The following is a 19,022-nucleotide window of genomic DNA, read 5'->3' as shown; positions in this document are numbered from 1 at the left end:
GCCAACGAGCACTCTCCCCGGAGCATGTGGCGACCCTGGTCCACGACGCCACGGCCGCGCCGTCGATGCACAACGCGCAGCCGTGGCGCTTCCGATACTTCCAGGGCAGCCGAACGTTCCATGTGCGCGCCGATCTCGGCCGAGCCATGCCCCACGCCGACCCCGACACCCGTGCCCTCCACCTCGGCTGCGGCGCCGCCCTGCTCAACCTGCGGGCCGCGGTTGCCCACGGAGGCTGGTACCCGGTGACGCGGCTGCTGCCCGACCTCGCCGACCCCGCTCTGCTCGCGACCGTGCAACTGACCGGGTTCGGAAGCGGCGAGAGCGACCTCGCCACGCTGTATCCGGCGATTCACCGGCGGCACAGCAGTCGTTTCCCGTTCGAGGAGACGGAGATACCCGAGTCCGTGCGGACGGCGCTCGGCGACGCCGCCCATCTGGAGGGGGCGTCACTGTCCTTCGCCACCGCATGGCATCTACAGGAGGTGCTGGAACTCGTCGAGGAGGCCGAGGCACGCAATCGGACCGACCGGGGCAGCGACGAGGACCTGGCCGCCTGGACCCGTATCGGCTCCCCGTCGGTGATGTCGGCCCCTGACGGGGTCCCGGAGTACGCGTTCGGGCCGCGCAAGCACGGCGGCAAGGCTCCGGTGCGCGACTTCGCTGGTACCAGATCAGTGTCGGGCCGCACCGCGACAACTTTCGAACGCTCCCCTCAACTCGCCCTCCTCGGCACATCTCGCGACCGCCCGGAGGACTGGCTGCGCGCCGGTCAGGCCATGGAGCACGTGCTGCTGCTGGCCACCATCGAAGGCCTGTCCAGCTCGTTCGTCACTCAGGCCCTGGAGTGGCCGGACCTGCGCTGGCCACTGCGGGACCCGCTGTCGAGCACCGCCCATGTGCAGATGGTGCTTCGCCTCGGCTACGGGCCCAAGGGCCCCGGCACACCACGCCGCCCAGTACCGGAGGTACTCGACATCGAGCCCTGAAAGGTGGCACTCGACGTCCATGACACGCTCCATGGCATGGACGAGGCACGCGGCGTTCAGCGCCGGGCACTCCGGTCTGCGGACGGCCCGTCCCGCTCGGCCGGCCGTTCCACCTCTTTCAGGACCTGAGCGGCCCACCGCCGCCGGACCGAGTCCTCGTGCTCGCTCTGTTCCAGAGCGAAGGCCGCGTGGGCGAGTGCTTCCTGCAGGCGCGGGATCCAGTGGCGCCGGAGCGCGCGGACCCGCCTGCTCGTGCTCGTCACCTCCGCGCCGACGATGCGGGCGGCGGTACGGGCGCAGGCATGGTCGGCGGCGGCCCGCACCGCCTGCTGGTAGGCGGCCTCGGCGTGGACCAGGGCGGTGTTGCCCGGTGTGGCGGCGCTCGGCGCGCGTGCGGGGACCGTGCACGAGACCCCCGAGGGGCGGCGCACCCCCATGGACGCGGTCCAGCCGACGGTGACGTCCGCCGGAGCGAGACCGGCCGCCGCCGAGTACAGGGCGTGCTCCCCACTCAGGACGAGCCCGCGCGACAGCCAGGTCTCGGCCTCCCTCAGCCGCTCCCGCCAGGCGGTGGAGCAAGCCTCCTCGGCCTGCAGGAGACGCTGGTGTTCCGTGCGCAGGATGCGGAGCTTCTTCTCCAGGAGATCGGCTCCGCGCGCGGCGACCGCCAGACGGTGCAGCAGGTGCTGCCGCCCGGCACGCCCGGGCCGACTACGGATGGTGGCCACCGCGTTCACCCCCGCTCCGCGCCGTGCGCGTCCAACAGTGCGGACGGCAGCATGGCGAGCTGACCTCGGGGCAGGGTGAGCAGCACCCGCCAGGCGCTTTCCAACGTCTCGTCGAGGGTGCGCAGTTCGTCGCGCCGCTGGTCCACGAAGCGCCTCAGGAAGGCCTCGTCGAAGTCGAGGTACCGGCGGTCGGCCGGGCTCAACGCGGTCTGCCCGACCAGATCGGCGAGCTCGCGTACCTGCCGGGCGCGGGCGAGGGCGGCGAGCATCTGCGCGGCGACGTCGAGGTGGTCGGGCCGGGTACGGCCGGGACCGGCGCCCTTGCGCATCAGGCGGGAGAGCGAGGACAGGGCGTCCACCGGCGGATAGACGCCCTGAGCGTGCGTCTCGCGGGACAGCACGATCTGCCCCTCCGTGATGTAACCGGTGAGATCGGGGACCGGATGAGTGATGTCACCGGCGGGCATGGTGAGCACCGGGAGGACGGTGACGGAGCCGGGTCGGCCGCGGATGCGTCCGCAGCGCTCGTAGAGGGAGGCGAGGTCGCTGTAGAGATAGCCGGGGTAGGCGCGGCGGGCGGGGATCTCGCCGCGCGCCGCGGAGACTTCGCGCAGTGCCTCGGCGTAGCTGGTCATGTCGGTCATGACTACGAGCACGTGTCTGCCCGAGTCGAAGGCGAGGTGTTCCGCGACGGTCAGCGCGATCCTGGGGGTGAGGATCCGTTCGATGACCGGGTCGTCGGCGGTGTTGAGCAGCAGCACCAGTTCTCCGGCGGCGGACCGCTCCTCCAGGGCGTCGCGGACGAAGGACGCGTCCGCGTGGGTGAGTCCCATTCCGGCGAAGACGACGCTGAAGGCCTCTCCGGCCGCTGTGGACTGGGCCGCGATCTGCGCGGCCAGTTCCAGGTGCGGCAGGCCCGCGACGGAGAACACCGGCAGCTTCTGGCCTCGTACGAGGGTGGTGAGCGCGTCCACGGCTCCGACGCCCGTGAGCACCGGGTCCGCGGGCGGTTCACGCCGCACCGGGTTGATCGGACTGCCGCCCGCTGCCGCGGTGGCGGATCCGAAGACCGGTGGCCCGCCGTCGATCGGTTCACCGCGGCCGTTGCAGACCCGGCCCAGCCAGCCGGAACCGACCGGGATGCGCAGCGGCCCTCCGGCGAAGGCCATCCTGACCCGCGCCGGATCCATGCCCGCGGTGTCCTCCAGGACCTGCACCACGGCGAGTCCGCGGTCCACCTCCAGCACGAGGCCGTGCCGCTGCTCCCCGGAGTCGAGCGTGATCCGGACGAACTCGTCCCAACCGACCCCGGTCACCCCGTCGACGACGGCGAGCGGGCCGCGCAGTTCGCGGATCGCCGTGTATTCGACCTCGCTCCAGCCGGTCACGCCCTCTCCCCTTCCGCCCCGTCTTCCTCCCCGTCCGTCGCCGTCCCGTGAAGCGCGGTGAGCCCGGTGAGCGTGGCGAGCATGGCCTTCCGTCGAGTCGCCACGACCGCGGCGTCGTTCGGTCCGGCGTCCTCGCGGGCGCGCAGCAGCGGTCCGAAGTCCACCTCCTCCACGACCGCGGCGGGCACGCCGGCGTCGACGAGCTCTCGGCACCGGTCGACGACCGCGAGCACCGCCTCGACGAGCGCCGCGCTCTTGTCCGCACCGCAGTAGGAGTCCTGGGCGGACAGCGCGCTCTGTTGGAGGACGCCCTCACGCATCAGCCGTCCTGCGAGCACGCTGACCCGCTCCTGGTCGGGAAGCGCGGTGATGCCGATCAGGTCGACGAGGTCGGCCAGCCGGTCGGCCTCGGCCAGCAGACCGGCGGCCCTGGCACGCCGGGAGGACCAGTCGGCGTCGCCGGCCGCCGTGTGGCCCGGGGCGAGGATCTGCGCGTCGCGCGAGAAGGATCCCGCCCAGGACACCGCCGGGTAATGGCGGGCGTAGGCGAGTTCACGGTCGAGGGTCCACAAGCAGCGTACGAACCGTTCGGTGTGGGCGGTGACCGGTTCGGTCATGTCGCCGCCGGGCGGGGAGACCGCGCCGATCACGGTCACTGAACCTCGGGCGCCACCGAGCGTCGTCACCGCGCCGGCCCGTTCGTAGAAGGCGGCGATCGCCGAGGCCAGGCCCGCCGGATACCCCTCTTCCGCGGGCAGCGCGCCGGTGCGAGAGGCGAACTCGCGCAGTGCCTCGGCCCAGCGGGAGGTCGAGTCGGCGATGACCACGACGTCGAGTCCCATGTCGCGGAAGTACTCGGCGACCGTGGCGCCCGTGTAGATGCTCGCCTCGCGGGCCATCATCGGCATGTTCGAGGTGTTGGCTATGGTCACCGTGCGATCGGCGAGTCGGCCCCCGGTCCGTGGATCCCCGAGCGCGGCCAGTTCGGTGATGACGTCGGCCATCTCGTTGCCGCGCTCTCCGCAGCCGATGTAGACGATGACGTCGGCGTCGCACCATTTGGCGATCTGCTGCAGCAGCAGCGTCTTGCCGGTTCCGAAGCCACCGGGCACGGCGGCGGTACTGCCCCGGGCCACGGGAAACAGCAGGTCGATCGCGCGCTGGCCGGTGTTCAGCGGCTGCTCTGCACCCAGACGTTCACGAACCGGGCGCGGACGGCGGATGGGCCAGTCCTCGGCCATCCGCACCTCGGTGCCTCCGACGACGGCCACGACCGCGTCCTCGGGAAGCACGTCCTCGGGGGCGATCCCCTCCACCGCGCCGCCGACACTGGGCGGTACCAGAATCCGCAAGGGCACCGGCCCGGTTCCCCGGATCTCGCCCAGGGTCTCGCCCTGCGACACCTGTTCCCCTACGGCCACCCGGGGAGTGAACCGCCATCGGCGCCCTCCGTCCCCGGTCGCGCCGGCACCGGGGAGGAGCCAGTCGCCGCTGCCGGAAAGCGGGCGCAGCAGACCGTCGAAGATCCCGCCGAGCAGACCGGGGCCGAGGCGGGCGGCCAGCGGCATGCCCCGGGGCCGAGCGCTGTGCCCGGGGGCCAGGCCACCGGTGTACTCGTACGCCTGGACCGTGACCACGTCCCCTTCGATCGCCACCACCTCGCCGGGCAGCCCGGCTTCGCCGAGGGAGACGACGTCGTACATGGCGGTACCGACCGCGTACTCCATTTCGACCAGGGGGCCGGCCACCCGCAGGACGCGGCAGGGGCGCTCCCGGCCGCTGCCGGGGGTGACGGTGGCCGCGTCGGTTGCGCCCTTCACGGTGCCCACAGTGTCTCCGTCTCCGCGCCGAGCCGGTCCAGCGCACGGACGGCCAGGGCATCCAGGGTGCAGTCGGCCCGGCGGCCCGACGCCCGGGCCACGATGCCTCCCGAGGGGTGCTCGGCGACCTCGCAGTCCGGTCCGAGGAGCTGTCGGGCACGTCGGGCCAGGCGGTTGCGCATGGCCGGGTAGTCGGGCCTGTGCCGCAGTCCCCCGACCCGTTCCGCGGTGCTGCGGCCCAGCTCCTCGTAGGCCTGCCGCCGGATGTCGAGTTCGCGGGCTCGGATGGTCCTGCGGACCCGGGTGAGCTCCGCGGCACGGCCTTGAGCCGCGTCGGCCTCGCCCTGTCGGCGGGCGTCCTCAAGGATCGTGGCGGCCTGGGCCCTGGCGCCCTCCAGCAGTGCTTCGGTCTCCCGGTCCGTGCGGGCGAGCAGTTCCGCTGCGTCCACGCGGGCCGAGTGCAGCAGCCGCTCCCGCACCGGTTCGAGGGCGGACGCCGCGGCGTTGGCCGGGGGCCTCATACCGGCAGCACCGCTGTGAGCGGTCGGGCGCCGTCCAGCAGGGCGGGGCCCAGAGTGTCGGCGGCGGCCGGGGTGACGATCACCAGGGCGACATCCGGCGGCAGGTCCTGCCATGCCCGGCGTACGGACTCCGGTTCCTCGGCGACCAGCACGGTCACACCCGCCAGCACCAGTCCCGCCACCCGGGTCCGTTCTCCGATGGCTGCCACGCGTCCCACGGTCACGCCTTCCCTATGAGGATGATCGCGACGACGAGGCCGTAGATGGCGATGCCCTCCGCGAGTCCGACGATGACCATCGCCCGTCCGAACAGCTCGGGCCGTTCGCTCAGTGCCGCCAGCGCGGCGGCTCCGGTGTAGGCGACCGCGATGGCCGCGCCGATCGACGCCCCGGCCACCGCGATCGCGGCCCCGATCAGAGCCGCCGAGCCGGAACCCGAGGCCTGGGCGGCGGCCTGGCTGCCCGATGCCTGCGCGGGGGCGTCGCTCAGGGCCACGGTCAGCAGAGCCAGTGCGCCGACGAGCAGGGCCGCGTCGGCGGCGACGATCAGCCGGACGGCGGCCCGGCCGCGCCGCCGCAGCAGCAGGCGGGTGCCGAGGAAGGCCGCCGCGACGACGGGCAGGACGATGAGCCAGGCGATCACGACGCCACCTCCGTGTGCTGTACGGGTGTCTGCTGTACGGGAACCTGCCAGGGACGGAACGGGCGGCCCTGGGTCTCGAAGACCCGCGAGAACAGTTCGTAGAACTCCAGCCGTAGCGCCTGCACCCCGGCCACCAGTGCCTCCAGCGCGAAGGCGAGGACGTTGCCGACGGTGAAGACGAACACGGCCAGGAGCAGTGCCACGGGTCCCCTGCCGGCCAGCTCCGTCGTGCCGTGCCACACGATCTCGCCCAGCGCGGCGTGGGTGAGTCCGAAGGCCGCCAGCCGTGCGAAGGAGACCACGTTCGAGCCGATACGCACGACGACGTCGAAAAGCTGGACGCCGGTCTGCACGGCCCCGCCGAACCCGCCCGCGGAAGCCGTGAACAGCCCGGAACCCGCCAGCGCAAGACCGATGAGCGCGAGCACGGCGCCCCCCACCGCGTAGGCGGCGCGACCCAGGTAGGCACCGGCGAGCAGCACGGCGAGACCGATGAAGAGCGCGGCACCGGCAATGCCCGACGCCGCACACAGGGCGTGCGCGGGGCCCCCCTCCCGCCAGCGGTTCACGGTCCCCATTCCATACGCCAGCGCCAGGAGCACGGCGCCGAGCGCGACCGCGGCGACAAGCAGCCGCATCGGCTGGTCCAGTGGGTTCAGCCACAGCACCGGCAGGACACCGGTGGGACCGAAGAACTCCCCGTAGGCGATGCCCGCCAGCGTGCTGGCCAGCCCGGCTCCGGCCACGAACGGCCACAGCCGCCGCAGCGGCGCCAGCCGGCGGGGTCGGCCGAGGTACAGCAGCAGGGCGGCGAGGAGCAACAGCGCCCCGTGCCCCGCGTCGCCGAACATCACGCCGAACATCACTACGTAGACGATCCCCGCGGGCAGGGTCGGATCGACGTCCGCGTAGGCCACGGTCCCGTAGGTGCGCACCAGCGGGGTGAAGGAGCGACGCAGCGGGCCGGTGACGCGCAGCAGCGTCGGAGGGTCGGTGCCGCCGGGGGTCGGCAGCGGCACCAGGACGCCGCCGATGTCGCTGAGCCGTGCGGCTGTGGGGTGCACGTCGGCGGCGGGACACCAGCCTGCGAGCGCGGCCACGGTCCCGCGTCGGACCGCGCCGGCGATCCGTTCCTCCAGCTGTGCCTCGCCCACCAGCAGGTCGGCACGACCGGTCTGTTCGAGAGCGTCGAGGTCCGGCGGGGTCGCGCACAGAACGGCGTCGACCGACTGGGTGCGCAGTCGCTCAAGGCGGCGGGCGGCCGGCCCCGGTGCCGCGTGCGTAGGGTCGTCGAGCCAATCGATCTCGACATTGCCCGCCTCGGCGATGCGGACCAGCGTGTCGCGAAGGGTCGCCTGCGGCGCGACGATCGCCACGCGCTGCATACGGACCGGCCTCGCGACCTCAGGCCGGGGCATCGAGCACCTCCATCGATCCGCCGCCCCGCGCGGCCAGTTCGAGAGCGGCCCGTACCCTCCACGCGTCGGCCGAGAGCACGGCGACGGCGCCCACGACCGGCGAGGAATCGAGGCTGGAGCCGTGGAGCAGCTCAAGGCCGTCCTGCCGCAACCTCGACCACCACCGGGTCTCCGCCCGCCACAGATCCGCGGGGGCGTCGATGCCTTCCACCGCCCAGCGCGCCGCGGCCGGCAGGTGTCGCAGGAACTCGGCGAACGAGGCCGCTCCCACGGCCTCGGAGCCCAGCACCCGGGCGGCGCGGCGTGCGGTCGGCAGCGTCAAGGTGCGGTCGGCGAGGAACACTTCGCGGCCCACCAGCAGGGCGACCCGGCCGGCCGCCCAGCGCAACGCGGGAGGCACGGCCGCCGCGGTACGCCCGGCGGCGGCGATCCGTATGCCGATGGCGACGGCGGCCGGGGAGTCGCCTCCCGGGTCGCCCCACGCGGAGCCGACCATGGCGTCCCGCAGCTCGGCCGGTGAGCGGGTGCGGGACAGCCTCGGCCACGCGGTCGCCAACGCACCCAGTCCGTAGGGGCGCCGCGCGGGCGGGGAGGGGGTCGCGTCCGACAGCGCGCAGGCGTGGTCGTCCACGTTGGCGATCTCGAATCCGGAGGCGAGGAGCCGGACGACGGTGGCGCCCGCGCGGGGCTGCCATCCGGCGAGCACCCGCAGATGCCACAGAAGGGTCGCCGACACCGCCCGCTGTGCGTCGGCCAGGTCGGCCTCCGAGCCGAGATCGTGCCCGTACGCCGTGGCACCGAGATACCTCAGCGCGTCGTCGAGTGTCGCGGCGCCGGCCACGTCCTGGGCCCCGGCGCCCAGACACCTGGACAGCATGGCCCTGGACCGCGTCACGCCCGCTACCCACCCGGCGCCCACGGTGGCGAGCCCCCTTCCTGGCGCTCGTCGTCCGGGGCCGTCAATTCCTGGACCAGAGCGTCCACGACACGGTCCACGAGTGCGGGCGTGCGGAGTTCAACCCGGCGACGCAGGGCATCGGCATCGCGCGCGGCGGCCGCGAGCAGCTCCGTGGCCTCGGCCTTGGTGGCGTCGCGCATCAGGGCGGCGCTCTGCTGCCGTACGACCGGTGCACGGACTCGGGCCTGTTCGACGATGTCCTGGGCGGTCCGTTCGGCCGCCCGACGGCGCCGAGCCGCCTCCTCGTCCGCCTGCTCCCGTACGGCTCGCGCCTCGGCCTCGGCCTCTTCCAGGAGTACGAGCGGCGGCTCCAGCTCGGCGGCGAGCTCGGCCGACCGGTCGGCGGGCACTCCTCCTGCGGCGGCCGGACCGGGCAGCCCCACTGGCCGGAACCGCATCAGGAAATCCCGAAATCCCGCCACAGCAGCGCTCCTACGAGTCGGTCGCGTCGCTCCCAGTCCAGTGTCCACGTTAGGGAGGAACGCAGCTCGCGGAGTAGGGCCGCCCGTCCCCGGCCGGGGGCCGACCGGCCCTGTGCTCAGCCGTTCCACCGGCGTGAGACTGGTCCTGTAAAGGGTTCGGCCCCGCGCTTCAGGGAGGCTGCCATGAGTGGACTCGAACGTGGTTCCGTGGAGCGGCAGGCGCGGAAGGTCGTGCCCGGACGCGGCTGGAGGCCCGGCGAGGAGAACCGTCAGGATCTGATGCTGCGCTATCTGAGTGCCGTGGCGACCGCTTCCGCGGCGCGCGCCGGCGAGCAGCCCCCTCCCCCGAAGGCGCCGCGACCCGTCCTCGACGAGGACAAGTCGGTCCCCATCACCCCGCGTGTGCGCGAGGTGATGAGCGTGCCGGCCGTCTCCGTACGTGGCGAAACATCCTTCCTTGAGATCGTCCGGACACTGTCCCGTGAGCACCTCGGCGCCGTGCCCGTGGTCGATGCCGACGGCCGGGTGATCGGCGTGGTCTCCGAGTCCGACCTGCTGGCCAAGGCAGCGGCGCAAGTCGCGGTCCCTCACCCCGGTCCGGTTCGCCGCCTCCGGGAGCACCGCCTGTACGAGAAGGGCCGCGGGGAGACCGCGGCCGCCCTCATGACCTCCCCGGCGATCACGGTCGCTCCCGGCACGAAGGTGGCCGACGCCGCCTGGCTGGCCGCGCGTTCGCGCCTCAAGCGGCTACCGGTCATCGATCACAGGGACCGTCTGGTGGGCGTGGTGAGCCGGATCGACCTGGTACGGGCTCTGGTGCGCGACGACACGAAGATCCGCGAGGAGATCGAGACGCGGATCATCCGTCAGGGCTTGCTTCTCGACCCCGGCGCCTTCGAGGTGACCGTGGAGAACGGCGTGGTCAGCGTGAGCGGCGAGGTGGACGGATCGCTCATCCCGAAGCTGCTCGAATCCATCGAGGAGATCGACGACGTGGTCGAGGTCTCCGAACATTTCACGGCGCGCTGACCGAGGGCGGCGGCACCAATGAACGGTTCGTTCCAGATCGGCCGGGTCTTCGGGGTGCCGCTGCGCATGCACTGGAGTGTGCCGCTGCTGGTGGTTCTCATCGCATACGGACTGGGGCACGACACGCTGCCCGCGTGGCTTCCCGGCCGGTCGACCACCGTGTACACGTTCATGAGTCTGGCCGGTGCCGTGCTGCTGGTGGCGAGCCTGCTGCTGCACGAGGCCGCGCACGCGGCCACCGCCCGCAGGAACGACGTCCCGGTGGAGGACGTGACCCTGTGGGCCATGGGCGGAATGACCCGCACGGGTAAGCCGGGCAGCGCCCCGGTGGCGCTGGCGGTGGCGGCGAGCGGACCCGTGACCAGCCTGCTCATCGGTGGCGTCGTCCTCGCCGCGGGGACGGGCCTGCACAATGTCTCCGGCTGGGCGGTACTCGCGGCCCTCCTCGTCTGGCTGGGCTGGGCCAACCTGCTGCTCGGCGTGCTCAACCTGCTGCCCGCCGTGCCGCTGGACGGGGGGCGGGTGCTGCACGCCGCGCTGTGGTGGCGCACCGGGGAGCGCGAACGCGCCGAGCTGGCGGCCGACCGCGGCGGTCAGGTCGTCGGGATGCTGCTGATGGCCGTCGGCTGGCTGGCCTTGCTGCGCGGGGCGACCGGTGGTCTGTGGCTGGCCTTCGTCGGCCTGTTCATCGCCGTCACCGCCGGCGCCGAACGACAACGGGCCGTCCTCACTGCGGCGCTGCGCGGGGTGCGGGTGGTCGAGGCCATGTCCAGTCCGGTGACCACCGCATCCGACTGGCTGACCGTGGACCGGTTCATCGACGAGGTCGCGGTTCGGGCTCGTCACTCGGCGATACCGCTGCTCGACCTGGACGGCCGCCCCACCGGGATCGTCCAGATGCGCACAATCGCCACCGTGCCGGCCGGCAGCCGGGCGACGGTGCGTGTACGCGACGTGGCCACGCCACTGTCGCAACTCACCCTGGCCGCCCCGGGCGAACTGCTCAACGACGTTCTCGGACGGGTCCACACACAGGCCGGGATGCGGATCCTGGTCGTCGACGGCGGGCGCCTCGTGGGGATCGTCACCCCGCACGACCTGATGCGACTGCTCCAGCAACACACGCTGAGCGACGCCACGCGGCGCTCCCTCGGTCAGCTGCCGGGGTGACTCAGGGGTGCGGCGCCACCGGCGTGGTGGGGCTCACCGCCCGGGACCATCGCCACGGGGCAGCCCGGTGCGAAGGAGGTCGTCGCCGTGGCTCCGCTGGACCGGTGGCGGGCAGGTGGCCGCTCCATCACGCGGACTGCCCGGTGGCGGTCGTGCCTCAGAGCGGATGACAGCGGCCGGGCCGGAACGCCTGAGTCCAGGCTCGCGCACGCCTGACCGCCGCCGTGTGCCCGGTCAGGCGTGCGGGACCACCGCCACCGGGGCGGCGGCATGGTGAAGCACCGCCTGCGTCACCGGTCCGATGTGCGGGCCGACCGGCGTACGGCGGTTGCGGCGCCCGACGACGACGAGTGCCGCGTCCCGGGAGGCGTCGACCAGGTGGGAGCCCGCGCTGCCGACCACGGCCTGCTCGTTCACCTCGATGTCGGGGAACTTCTCCCGCCAGGGCCGCAGTACCTCGATCATGTTGTGCCGGACCTGCGCGCGCAGTTGCGCGTCGAGGTCGACGTCGAAGACGCCGCCGTAGCCGTAAGAGGACGGCAGGCTCCATCCGTGGACGACACGGAGGGTCCGCCCGCGCCGGGAAGCGGCTTCAAACGCGAAGCCGATCAGGGAACCGTCCGGATGCTCCAGGTCGAGGCCGAGCACGACACCGTCCTTGAGGTGGTCGTCCGCGGCACGTTCGCCGGCTCGTACGAGGACGACCGGCCGCTCGGTCCTGGCCACGACGGCGAGTGCCACGGAGCCGACGAGGAACCCGGTGACTCCGCCCAGGCCCCGGGATCCGAGCACCAGGAGATCGGCCTCCTCGGCGGCACCCAGCAGCGCGGTGACGGGCTGCTCCGGGATCCGCTCGGCGATGACGTCCAGGCTGGGGTGGCGTTCGGCAAGCCGGGCGGCGGTCTCCCGCGGCAGACGCTCGGCCCACTCGCTCCGCGGGTCGTCCGCGGGCGGCACGCAGGCGCCCGCGAGCGGGGAGTACGTGTAGGGCTGCCACTGCCAGGCGTGCACGAGGCGCAGGGGCGCGTCGCGCAGCAGCGCCTCGTGGGCGGCCCAGTCTGCGGCTGCGAGACTCTCGGGCGAACCGTCCAGACCGACGGTGACGTTGCGGGACATGTGCGGACCTCCTCAGGGGGATGTGACTCAGTCTCCGGGTGGCAGGCCCACGTCAGGAGGGGCCGCAGGTCCCGGTCTCGGGCCGAACGGCCCATCCGGCACGTGCCCCGTTGCCCCACGAAGGTCCGTTCACACGATCGCGACCGGGCAGTGGGAGTGGGAGTGGTGCAGCAGAGTGGTGGTGACCGGGCCCGGGTACGGCCCGATGCGATGGGGGCGGCCGTGGGCGCCGACGACCACGACGGCGGCTTCGCGGGTCGCCTCCAGCAGTGAGTGCGCCCGGCCGGAGTCGACCGTGCGGACCGACACCTCGACCTCGGGGTGGCTCTGTCGCAGCCCGGCAACCGCACCGCGCGGTACAGCCTGTTCGGTCGGTACTCGCACAACGGCATCGTCCCGCGCCCGATCCGTGGGACTCAGGGCCGGTGGTGCGGGCTTCGGGCGTCGAGCGGCCGCGGCGTCCAGTACGCTCAGCCGGACCCCGCGGCGCGCCGCCTCCGCGAAGGCGTATGTCGCGGCATCCGCGTCGGCGTCGCTTTCCATGCCGAACAACACCTCACCGCGGCGGGCGGACCGGTGGTTCCCGCGTACGACGAGCAGCGGACCGCGCGTCCGTGCGGCCAGCCGCAGGCTCACCGAGCCGAACAGTAAGCCGGCAACACCGCCGAGCCCTCGCGTCCCGACCACGGTGAGCTCAGCGTCCCGACCGTGCTGAACCAGCGCCTGGACCGGTCTACCCTCGAAGGCGGAGGCCGTGACGGGCAGGCCGGGGTGCCGCTCGTGTACCCGGGCAGCTGCGGACGCCACTACCGGGCCGGCCTCGTCGAGGTCGGGCACGGCGTACACGATGTCCAGCAGGGCGCCGCGCAGCACCGCTTCCTCGGCAGCCCGGTCCAGCGCCCGTACGGCGATGAGCGTGCCTTCCACGCCGACGGTCACATGACGGGTGGTCATGTCTTTCCCTCCCCTTGGCCGGTGTCGTCTAGGTGGCCGCGGACGCCCCGTCCGCCCGGTTCGCCAGCGCCGCGCGGCCCGCTTCCAGGCGGGCGACGGGTACGCGGAACGGCGAGCAGGAGACGTAGTCGAGGCCGGTGTCGTGGAAGAAGCGGATGGAGTCCGGGTCTCCGCCGTGTTCGCCGCAGACGCCGATCTTCAGGCTCGGGTTCGTCGCGCGGCCCTCCTCGACGGCGATCCGGACCAGTCGGCCGACGCCGTCCCGGTCGAGGGTCTCGAAGGGCGAGGTGACGAAGATGCCCTGGGCGAGGTAGGCGGGGAAGAAGGATGCCTCGACGTCGTCGCGGGACAGTCCCCACGCCGTCTGGGTCAGGTCGTTGGTGCCGAAGGAGAAGAAGTCGGCGGCCTCGGCGATCCGGCCGGCGGTCAGCGCGGCACGGGGCAGTTCGATCATCGTGCCGATGGGGCAGTCGACCGTGAGTCCGGAGGCCTTCGACACCTCGGTGAGTACGCGCTCCGCAGCCGCCCGTACGATCCGCAGTTCCTCGACCGCGCCGACCAGCGGCACCATGATCTCGGCCCGGGGGTCTGCCCCGTCCCGCAGCCGCTCGACGACGGCTTCGGCGATCGCCCGTACCTGCATCTCGACCAGCCCCGGAACGACGAGTCCGAGGCGCACGCCGCGCAGCCCGAGCATCGGGTTGCTCTCGTGCGTGCGCTCCACGGCGGCCAGCAGGCGCCGGTCGTGCGCGGTGGGGTGGGTGGCGACACGGACGGCGAGTTCGGTGCGGTCGGGCAGGAACTCGTGCAGCGGTGGGTCGATCAGCCGGATCGTCACCGGCAGCCCGTCCATCGCGGCCAGGATGCCGGCGAAGTCGGCCCGCTGCAGCGGCAGCAGCGCGTCCAGGGCGGCGCGCCTCCCGGTCTCGTCCTCGGCGAGAATCATCGCCTCGACCAGACTCCGCCGCTCGCCGAGGAACATGTGCTCGGTGCGGCACAGGCCGATCCCCTCGGCTCCGTAGCGGCGGGCGCGGGCCGCGTCCTCGGGGGTGTCGGCGTTGGCACGCACCCCCAGGCGGCTTACGGAGTCGGCGTGTTCGAGAGTGCGGGCCACGGCCTCGGTCAGTACCCCGTCGCGTTCCCCGGTGTCCAGGAAGCGGCCCACCGGCGAGTCGGTCAGCGGCAGTGCCCCGAGGTGGACCGTGCCCGCCGTGCCGTCCACGGAGAGCACCGTGCCTTCGGCGAGCACGGTCCGGTCGGGTGCGGTGAGCGTCCGTGCCTCGACGTCCACCGTGAGTTCCTCGGCACCGCACACGCACACCTTGCCCATGCCGCGCGCCACCACGGCCGCGTGGCTGGTCTTGCCGCCACGGCTGGTGAGCACGGCCTCGGCCGCGACCATCCCCGGCAGGTCGTCGGGGGTGGTCTCCCGGCGTACGAGGATCACCTTCTCCCCCGTCGCGGCGCGGCGCGCCGCCTCGGCCGAGTCGAAGACGATCGCTCCGACGGCGGCGCCGGGGGAGGCCGGGACGCCGTGGGCAAGCGGCCTGGTCTCGGCGTGTGCTTCGAAGCGGGGGAACATCAGGCGTGCGAGCTGCGCGCCCGAGACCCGGGCGAGCGCTTCGTCCTCGCCGATCAGTTCCTCGTCGACGAGCGCCTCGGCGATACGGAAGGCGGCCTCGGCGGTGCGCTTGCCGACCCGGGTCTGGAGCATCCAGAGCGTGCCCCGCTCGATGGTGAACTCGATGTCGCACAGGTCGCGGTAGTGGTGCTCCAACGTGTCCATGTGGCCGATGAGTTTCCGGTAGGAGGGCGGGTCAAGGCGCTCCAGTTCGGCGAGGGGCACGGCGTTGCGGATGCCGGCAACGACGTCCTCGCCCTGGGCGTCCTGCAGGTAGTCGCCGTAGACACCCCGGGCGCCGGTGGCCGGGTCGCGGGTGAAGGCGACTCCCGTGCCGGAGTCGGGACCGAGGTTGCCGAAGACCATGACCTGGATGTTCACCGCGGTGCCCAGGTCGTCGGGGATGTGTTCTCGGCGGCGGTAGAGGCGGGCGCGCTCGCTGTTCCAGGAGCGGAAGACCGCCCGGATCGAGCGGTACAGCTGCGCACCGGGGTCCTGCGGGAAGACCTCGCCCGTCGCGTCCCGGATCACCTGCTTGTAGTCCTCGACGAGCCGGGCGGGGTCGTCGGTGCTCACGCGCCGGTCGAACAGTTCCGGGGCGATGCCGAGGACCGTGCGGCCGTACATCTGGAGCAGGCGGCGGTACGAGTCCCACGCGAAGCGCTCGCTACCGGTGGCCTTGGCGAGCCCGAGGACGGATGCGTCGCCGAGGCCGATGTCCAGGATCGTCTCCATCATCCCGGGCATCGAGAACTTGCTGCCCGAACGCACGGACAGCAGCAGGGGCTTGTCACGGCCGCCCAGCTCGCGGCCGGTGCGTCGTTCCAACTCCACCAGCGCGTGCGCGACCTGGGCGGCCAGTTCCCCCGGTTCCTCACCGGTGGCCAGGTACTCCTGGCAGGCGTCGGTCGTGACGGTGAAGCCGGGCGGTACCGGCAGTCCCAGCCGGGTCATCTCCGCCAGGTTGGCTCCCTTGCCGCCGAGCAGGTCCGCCATGTCACGGCCGCCCTGGGAGAACTCATACACGTACCTGGTCATCTCTCTGATCCTCCGAGGCTGTTCAGGCATGCGGGACGACGGCGACGGGGCAGGGCGCGTGGTGCAGTACGGCGTGCGCGACGGAGCCGAGGTGGGTGCCGAGCCGGGTCTCGCGCACCCGGCGTCCCACCACGAGCAGGGCCGCGCCGGCCGATGCGTGGATCAGCTCGCCGGCCGCGCGTGCTTCGGTGACGGTCTCGGTCACGGCGACCTCGGGGAACTTCTCGCACCAGGGGCGCAGCGTCGCGACCACGGCACGCTCGTGCTCGGCGAGCAGCTCGGGGCCGTTCGCCCGAGCGAGCCTGTCGACCGCCGCGAAGGCGGGCGGAGGGCTGAAGGCATGGATCACGCGCAGCGGGGTGGCACGGCGTCGGGCGGCGTCGAAGGCGAACTCGATCAGTTCGTCGCAGGGCCGGGCCGTGTCGAGGCCGAGCACGACCTCGCGGTACGGAGTCTCTGGTATCTCGTCGGGGGAGATTCCGTCCACCGCCGAGAAGTGCTCGTCGGCGGTGCATTCCCCCGCCCGCACCAGCACCACGGGGCGTGGTGACCTGGCGACCACCCGCTGTGACACCGATCCGGTCAGGAAGCCCGCGACACCGCTGATCCCATGGGAGCCCAGGACCAGCAGATCGGCCTCTTCGGCCGCCGCGAGCAGGGCGCCGACCGGTGCGTCGGCGACCGAGTGGCTGATGACCTGCAGGCCGAAATGTGCGGCGCGCATGCTGTCCGACGCCTGCGCCATCATGTCCTCGGCCCAGGACCGCTGCGACATGTCCGCGGGGACGCTCGGGGCCGGCCGCGGCTGCCACTCCCAGGCGTGCACCAGGCGCAACGCCGTGCCTCGGCGCATGGCTTCCCTGGCCGCCCAGTGTGCGGCGGCCAGGCCTTCGGGAGAACCGTCGATCCCCGCGGCGACGTGTCGAAGCATGGTCCGCACCTCCTGCGTGCATGCCGGTGGATTCCTCTTCTCCCATCGAGCCTGATACCGGGCCGTGCTCGGGTGCAGGGGCCGGGCAGGCCCTTCCGAGGGGCCCTTCGGCCCATGGTGGAAGGGCGGCCCGGGGAAGAGATTGGAGGTGGCAGGGTCGCGCTCCTGGAAGAGGAGCTCGAGGAAGAGGACACCATCATGAACGCTTCCCCCACTTCCAGCATGCTGCGAGCGCTGCCCGCCGAGCACGGCGAGCGGCTGATGCACATCGCCCGGGAGGTGTCGTTCCCGCTGGGAACGCGTCTGTTCGAGGAGGGCCGGCGAGCGGACCGGTTCTGGATCATCCGTACCGGCACGGTGGCCCTCGACATGCGCGTGCCCGGCCGCCGTGCGACCGTCATCGAGACCGTCGGGCACAACGAACTCGTCGGCTGGTCCTGGCTGTTCGGACCGCACACTTGGCACCTGGGCGCCGAGGCCACGAGCCCGGTGCGCGCGTACGAGTTCGAGGCCGAAGTCGTACGCGCCATGTGCCAGGCCGATCCGGCGCTGGGCATGGCCGTGAGCCAGTGGGTGGGAGACACGGTCGCCCGCCGACTGCGGTCGGCCAGGACCCGGCTGTTGGACATGTACGCGCCCTACGGCAGCGGAAGTCTCAGTTGACCACGTCGCAATCCACCTAGGAGTCACCGTGCACGGCACCCCGCACATCGTCAGCGACGTGATGACCCACACCGTCGCAGCCATCGGCCGCAAGGCCAACTTCAAGGAGATCGTGCAGTTGATGGAGCAGTGGAAGGTCAGTGCGCTGCCCGTTCTGGAGGGTGAGGGCCGGGTGATCGGCGTGGTCTCCGAGGCCGACCTGCTCCCCAAGGAGGAGTTCCGCGACGGCGACCCCGACCTCCCCCGGTCTCGACACCGCTCGACCGGGGGGACCCCCATCACGCAGTTGCCGGGGCCCTCCGATCTCGCCAAGGCCGGCGCCGTGACCGCCGAGGACCTGATGACGGCCCCGGCCGTCACCGTCCAGGCGAACGCGACTCTCGCGCAGGCCGCGCGGACCATGGCGCACGCCAAGGTCAAGCGGCTCCCCGTCGTCGACGAGGTGGGCCTGCTCGAAGGCGTCGTCAGCCGCGGCGACCTTCTGAAGGTGTTCCTGCGGGACGACGAGGACATCGCCGAGGAGGTGCGCCGCGAAGTGGTGTCGTATCTGTTCCGTGCGCCGTTGTCACCTGTGCGGGTACAAGTGCACGATGGGGTCGTCACCCTCGCCGGGCGTGTCCGGGACACCTCGTTGGTGCCCGTGGCCGCGCGTCTGGTGCGGGCCGTCGAAGGTGTGGTGGACGTGGAGTTCGAGCTCACGGGGCCGTCCCGCGGACCGGAGCAGTGAGCAGCGGCCGATACGACGACGCTCAAGTTGGGCCGGTCGGCCCTAGTGTGGTCGACCCGGGAGGGTGATGATCGTCGTCACAGCCAACTCGTGGTCCACAGTCCGCCACAGAAACTGAACAAGGGATCGTCATGGCCGAGGCGCGCACCTTCACGGAACAGAACCCCATCCGTGTCTTCCTGCTGGACGACCACGAGGTGGTGCGCCGCGGTCTGACCGATCTCCTGGACGCCGAGCCGGACATCTCGGTGGTCGGCGACGCGGGCAGCGTCGAGCACGCACTGGTGCGCGGCCCGGCGCTGCGGCCGCACGTGGCCGTCCTGGACGTACGTCTGCCGGACGGCGACGGGATCAGCGTCTGCCGAGAGCTGCGCAGCCAGATGCCGGAACTGGCCTGTCTGATGTTGACGTCCTTCGACGACGAGGAAGCCCTGCTCGACGCGATCATGGCAGGAGCTTCCGGTTATGTGCTCAAGCAGATCAAGGGCTCCGACCTGGTCGCGGCGGTCCGCACGGTGGCCTCCGGTCAGTCGATGCTGGACCCCACGACGACGGCCCGGTTGATGCGGTCTCTACGCGCGGACCCCACCGAGGCCCCGGCACTCGCTCCCGAGCTCGCCAGTCTCTCGCCCCGTGAGCGTGACATCCTCGCGCTGATCGGGGACGGTCTCACCAACCGGGAGATCGGCAAGAGGCTCTATCTGTCCGAGAAGACAGTGAAGAACCACATCTCCCGGCTGCTGGCCAAACTAGGCGTCCAGCGCAGGGTCCAGGCGGCCGTCCTGGCCAGCCAGTTGGAGCACCCCGACACCGCCGACCACCAGACTCGCTGACCCCGGGCAGTGCCCCTTCAGGCCACGGTGACCTCCGCGATCAGCCCCCAACA

19 protein-coding genes are annotated in these 19,022 nt (G+C 72.3%); 6 read left to right on the top strand and 13 right to left on the bottom strand.

Going from position 1 to position 19,022, the window contains the following annotated elements:
• Nucleotides 1-65 precede the first annotated feature (65 nt).
• Entirely contained in the window at nucleotides 66-989 is a 924-nt protein-coding gene (locus OG819_RS33290; RefSeq protein WP_266638778.1) for a nitroreductase family protein, read from the top strand.
• A 56-nt stretch (nucleotides 990-1,045) separates the two neighbouring features.
• Here OG819_RS33290 and OG819_RS33285 read toward each other — a convergent pair whose 3' ends face one another.
• From OG819_RS33285 to OG819_RS33245, 9 genes are read right to left on the bottom strand one after another with little or no spacing between them, the layout of a single operon-like run.
• On the bottom strand, nucleotides 1,046-1,717 hold the full coding sequence (locus OG819_RS33285; RefSeq protein WP_266652319.1) for a V-type ATP synthase subunit D: 672 nt from the start codon (nucleotides 1,715-1,717) through the stop codon (nucleotides 1,046-1,048).
• A gap of 5 nt (nucleotides 1,718-1,722) precedes the next feature.
• Nucleotides 1,723-3,105 (bottom strand): V-type ATP synthase subunit B, encoded by a 1,383-nt coding sequence (locus tag OG819_RS33280; RefSeq protein ID WP_266638585.1) that lies wholly within the window; start codon nucleotides 3,103-3,105, stop codon nucleotides 1,723-1,725.
• Nucleotides 3,102-4,925 (bottom strand): V-type ATP synthase subunit A, encoded by a 1,824-nt coding sequence (locus OG819_RS33275; RefSeq protein WP_266652317.1) that lies wholly within the window; start codon nucleotides 4,923-4,925, stop codon nucleotides 3,102-3,104. The genes OG819_RS33280 and OG819_RS33275 overlap by 4 nt, the downstream gene beginning before the upstream one ends.
• The gene (locus OG819_RS33270) at nucleotides 4,922-5,446 is read right to left on the bottom strand and encodes a V-type ATP synthase subunit E (protein ID WP_266652315.1); all 525 of its coding nucleotides are present in this window, start codon (nucleotides 5,444-5,446) and stop codon (nucleotides 4,922-4,924) included. The genes OG819_RS33275 and OG819_RS33270 overlap by 4 nt, the downstream gene beginning before the upstream one ends.
• Nucleotides 5,443-5,655 (bottom strand): V-type ATP synthase subunit F, encoded by a 213-nt coding sequence (locus OG819_RS33265; protein WP_266652313.1) that lies wholly within the window; start codon nucleotides 5,653-5,655, stop codon nucleotides 5,443-5,445. The genes OG819_RS33270 and OG819_RS33265 overlap by 4 nt, the downstream gene beginning before the upstream one ends.
• Before the next feature lie 11 nt (nucleotides 5,656-5,666).
• The gene (locus tag OG819_RS33260; protein WP_266638589.1) at nucleotides 5,667-6,089 is read right to left on the bottom strand and encodes an ATP synthase subunit C; all 423 of its coding nucleotides are present in this window, start codon (nucleotides 6,087-6,089) and stop codon (nucleotides 5,667-5,669) included.
• Nucleotides 6,086-7,507, bottom strand: a complete 1,422-nt coding sequence (locus OG819_RS33255; RefSeq protein WP_266652311.1) for a V-type ATPase 116kDa subunit family protein — start codon at nucleotides 7,505-7,507, stop codon at nucleotides 6,086-6,088. The genes OG819_RS33260 and OG819_RS33255 overlap by 4 nt, the downstream gene beginning before the upstream one ends.
• Nucleotides 7,494-8,402 (bottom strand): hypothetical protein, encoded by a 909-nt coding sequence (locus tag OG819_RS33250; RefSeq protein WP_266652309.1) that lies wholly within the window; start codon nucleotides 8,400-8,402, stop codon nucleotides 7,494-7,496. Before OG819_RS33250 ends, OG819_RS33255 begins: the two co-directional genes overlap by 14 nt.
• Before the next feature lie 5 nt (nucleotides 8,403-8,407).
• The gene (locus OG819_RS33245; protein ID WP_266652307.1) at nucleotides 8,408-8,863 is read right to left on the bottom strand and encodes a hypothetical protein; all 456 of its coding nucleotides are present in this window, start codon (nucleotides 8,861-8,863) and stop codon (nucleotides 8,408-8,410) included.
• A 207-nt stretch (nucleotides 8,864-9,070) separates the two neighbouring features.
• On the opposite strand from OG819_RS33245, the gene OG819_RS33240 reads away from it, so the two are divergent.
• Together OG819_RS33240 and OG819_RS33235 are read left to right on the top strand one after the other, a co-directional pair.
• Complete coding sequence (locus OG819_RS33240; protein ID WP_266652305.1) at nucleotides 9,071-9,916, top strand: CBS domain-containing protein; 846 nt, start codon at nucleotides 9,071-9,073, stop codon at nucleotides 9,914-9,916.
• 18 nt (nucleotides 9,917-9,934) lie between these two features.
• A complete protein-coding gene (locus OG819_RS33235) occupies nucleotides 9,935-11,086 on the top strand; it encodes a site-2 protease family protein (protein WP_266652303.1) in 1,152 nt (383 codons plus the stop codon).
• Between the two features lie 234 nt (nucleotides 11,087-11,320).
• On the opposite strand, the gene OG819_RS33230 is transcribed toward OG819_RS33235, so the two are convergent.
• From OG819_RS33230 to OG819_RS33215, 4 genes are all read right to left on the bottom strand, one after another.
• Nucleotides 11,321-12,202, bottom strand: a complete 882-nt coding sequence (locus tag OG819_RS33230) for a universal stress protein (protein WP_266652301.1) — start codon at nucleotides 12,200-12,202, stop codon at nucleotides 11,321-11,323.
• A gap of 129 nt (nucleotides 12,203-12,331) precedes the next feature.
• A complete protein-coding gene (locus tag OG819_RS33225) occupies nucleotides 12,332-13,156 on the bottom strand; it encodes a universal stress protein (protein WP_266652299.1) in 825 nt (274 codons plus the stop codon).
• Nucleotides 13,157-13,184: 28 nt separating this feature from the next.
• Nucleotides 13,185-15,815 carry a pyruvate, phosphate dikinase gene (gene ppdK, locus OG819_RS33220; RefSeq protein WP_266652297.1) on the bottom strand — a complete coding sequence of 877 codons (2,631 nt, stop codon included), beginning with the start codon at nucleotides 15,813-15,815 and terminating at the stop codon, nucleotides 13,185-13,187.
• Between the two features lie 22 nt (nucleotides 15,816-15,837).
• Nucleotides 15,838-16,746: a universal stress protein gene (locus OG819_RS33215; RefSeq protein WP_266652295.1), complete on the bottom strand. Its 909-nt coding sequence runs from the start codon at nucleotides 16,744-16,746 to the stop codon at nucleotides 15,838-15,840.
• A gap of 198 nt (nucleotides 16,747-16,944) precedes the next feature.
• Between OG819_RS33215 and OG819_RS33210 the strand changes: the two genes are divergently transcribed.
• The 3 genes from OG819_RS33210 to OG819_RS33200 all read left to right on the top strand — a co-directional run bounded on the left by OG819_RS33210 (nucleotide 16,945) and on the right by OG819_RS33200 (nucleotide 18,969).
• Entirely contained in the window at nucleotides 16,945-17,409 is a 465-nt protein-coding gene (locus tag OG819_RS33210; protein ID WP_266638598.1) for a Crp/Fnr family transcriptional regulator, read from the top strand.
• 28 nt (nucleotides 17,410-17,437) lie between these two features.
• On the top strand, nucleotides 17,438-18,136 hold the full coding sequence (locus OG819_RS33205) for a CBS domain-containing protein (RefSeq protein ID WP_266638599.1): 699 nt from the start codon (nucleotides 17,438-17,440) through the stop codon (nucleotides 18,134-18,136).
• A gap of 131 nt (nucleotides 18,137-18,267) precedes the next feature.
• Nucleotides 18,268-18,969, top strand: coding sequence for a response regulator transcription factor (locus OG819_RS33200; RefSeq protein ID WP_266638600.1), 702 nt, complete (start codon nucleotides 18,268-18,270; stop codon nucleotides 18,967-18,969).
• The last annotated feature ends 53 nt before the right edge of the window (nucleotides 18,970-19,022 follow it).

Source organism: Streptomyces sp. NBC_01549, from assembly GCF_026339955.1.
In the GTDB taxonomy this organism is placed as follows: Bacteria; Actinomycetota; Actinomycetes; order Streptomycetales; family Streptomycetaceae; genus Streptomyces.
The sequence above is the reverse complement of the archived record's forward strand: the minus strand, read 5'-3'. Positions and strand labels throughout refer to the sequence as shown.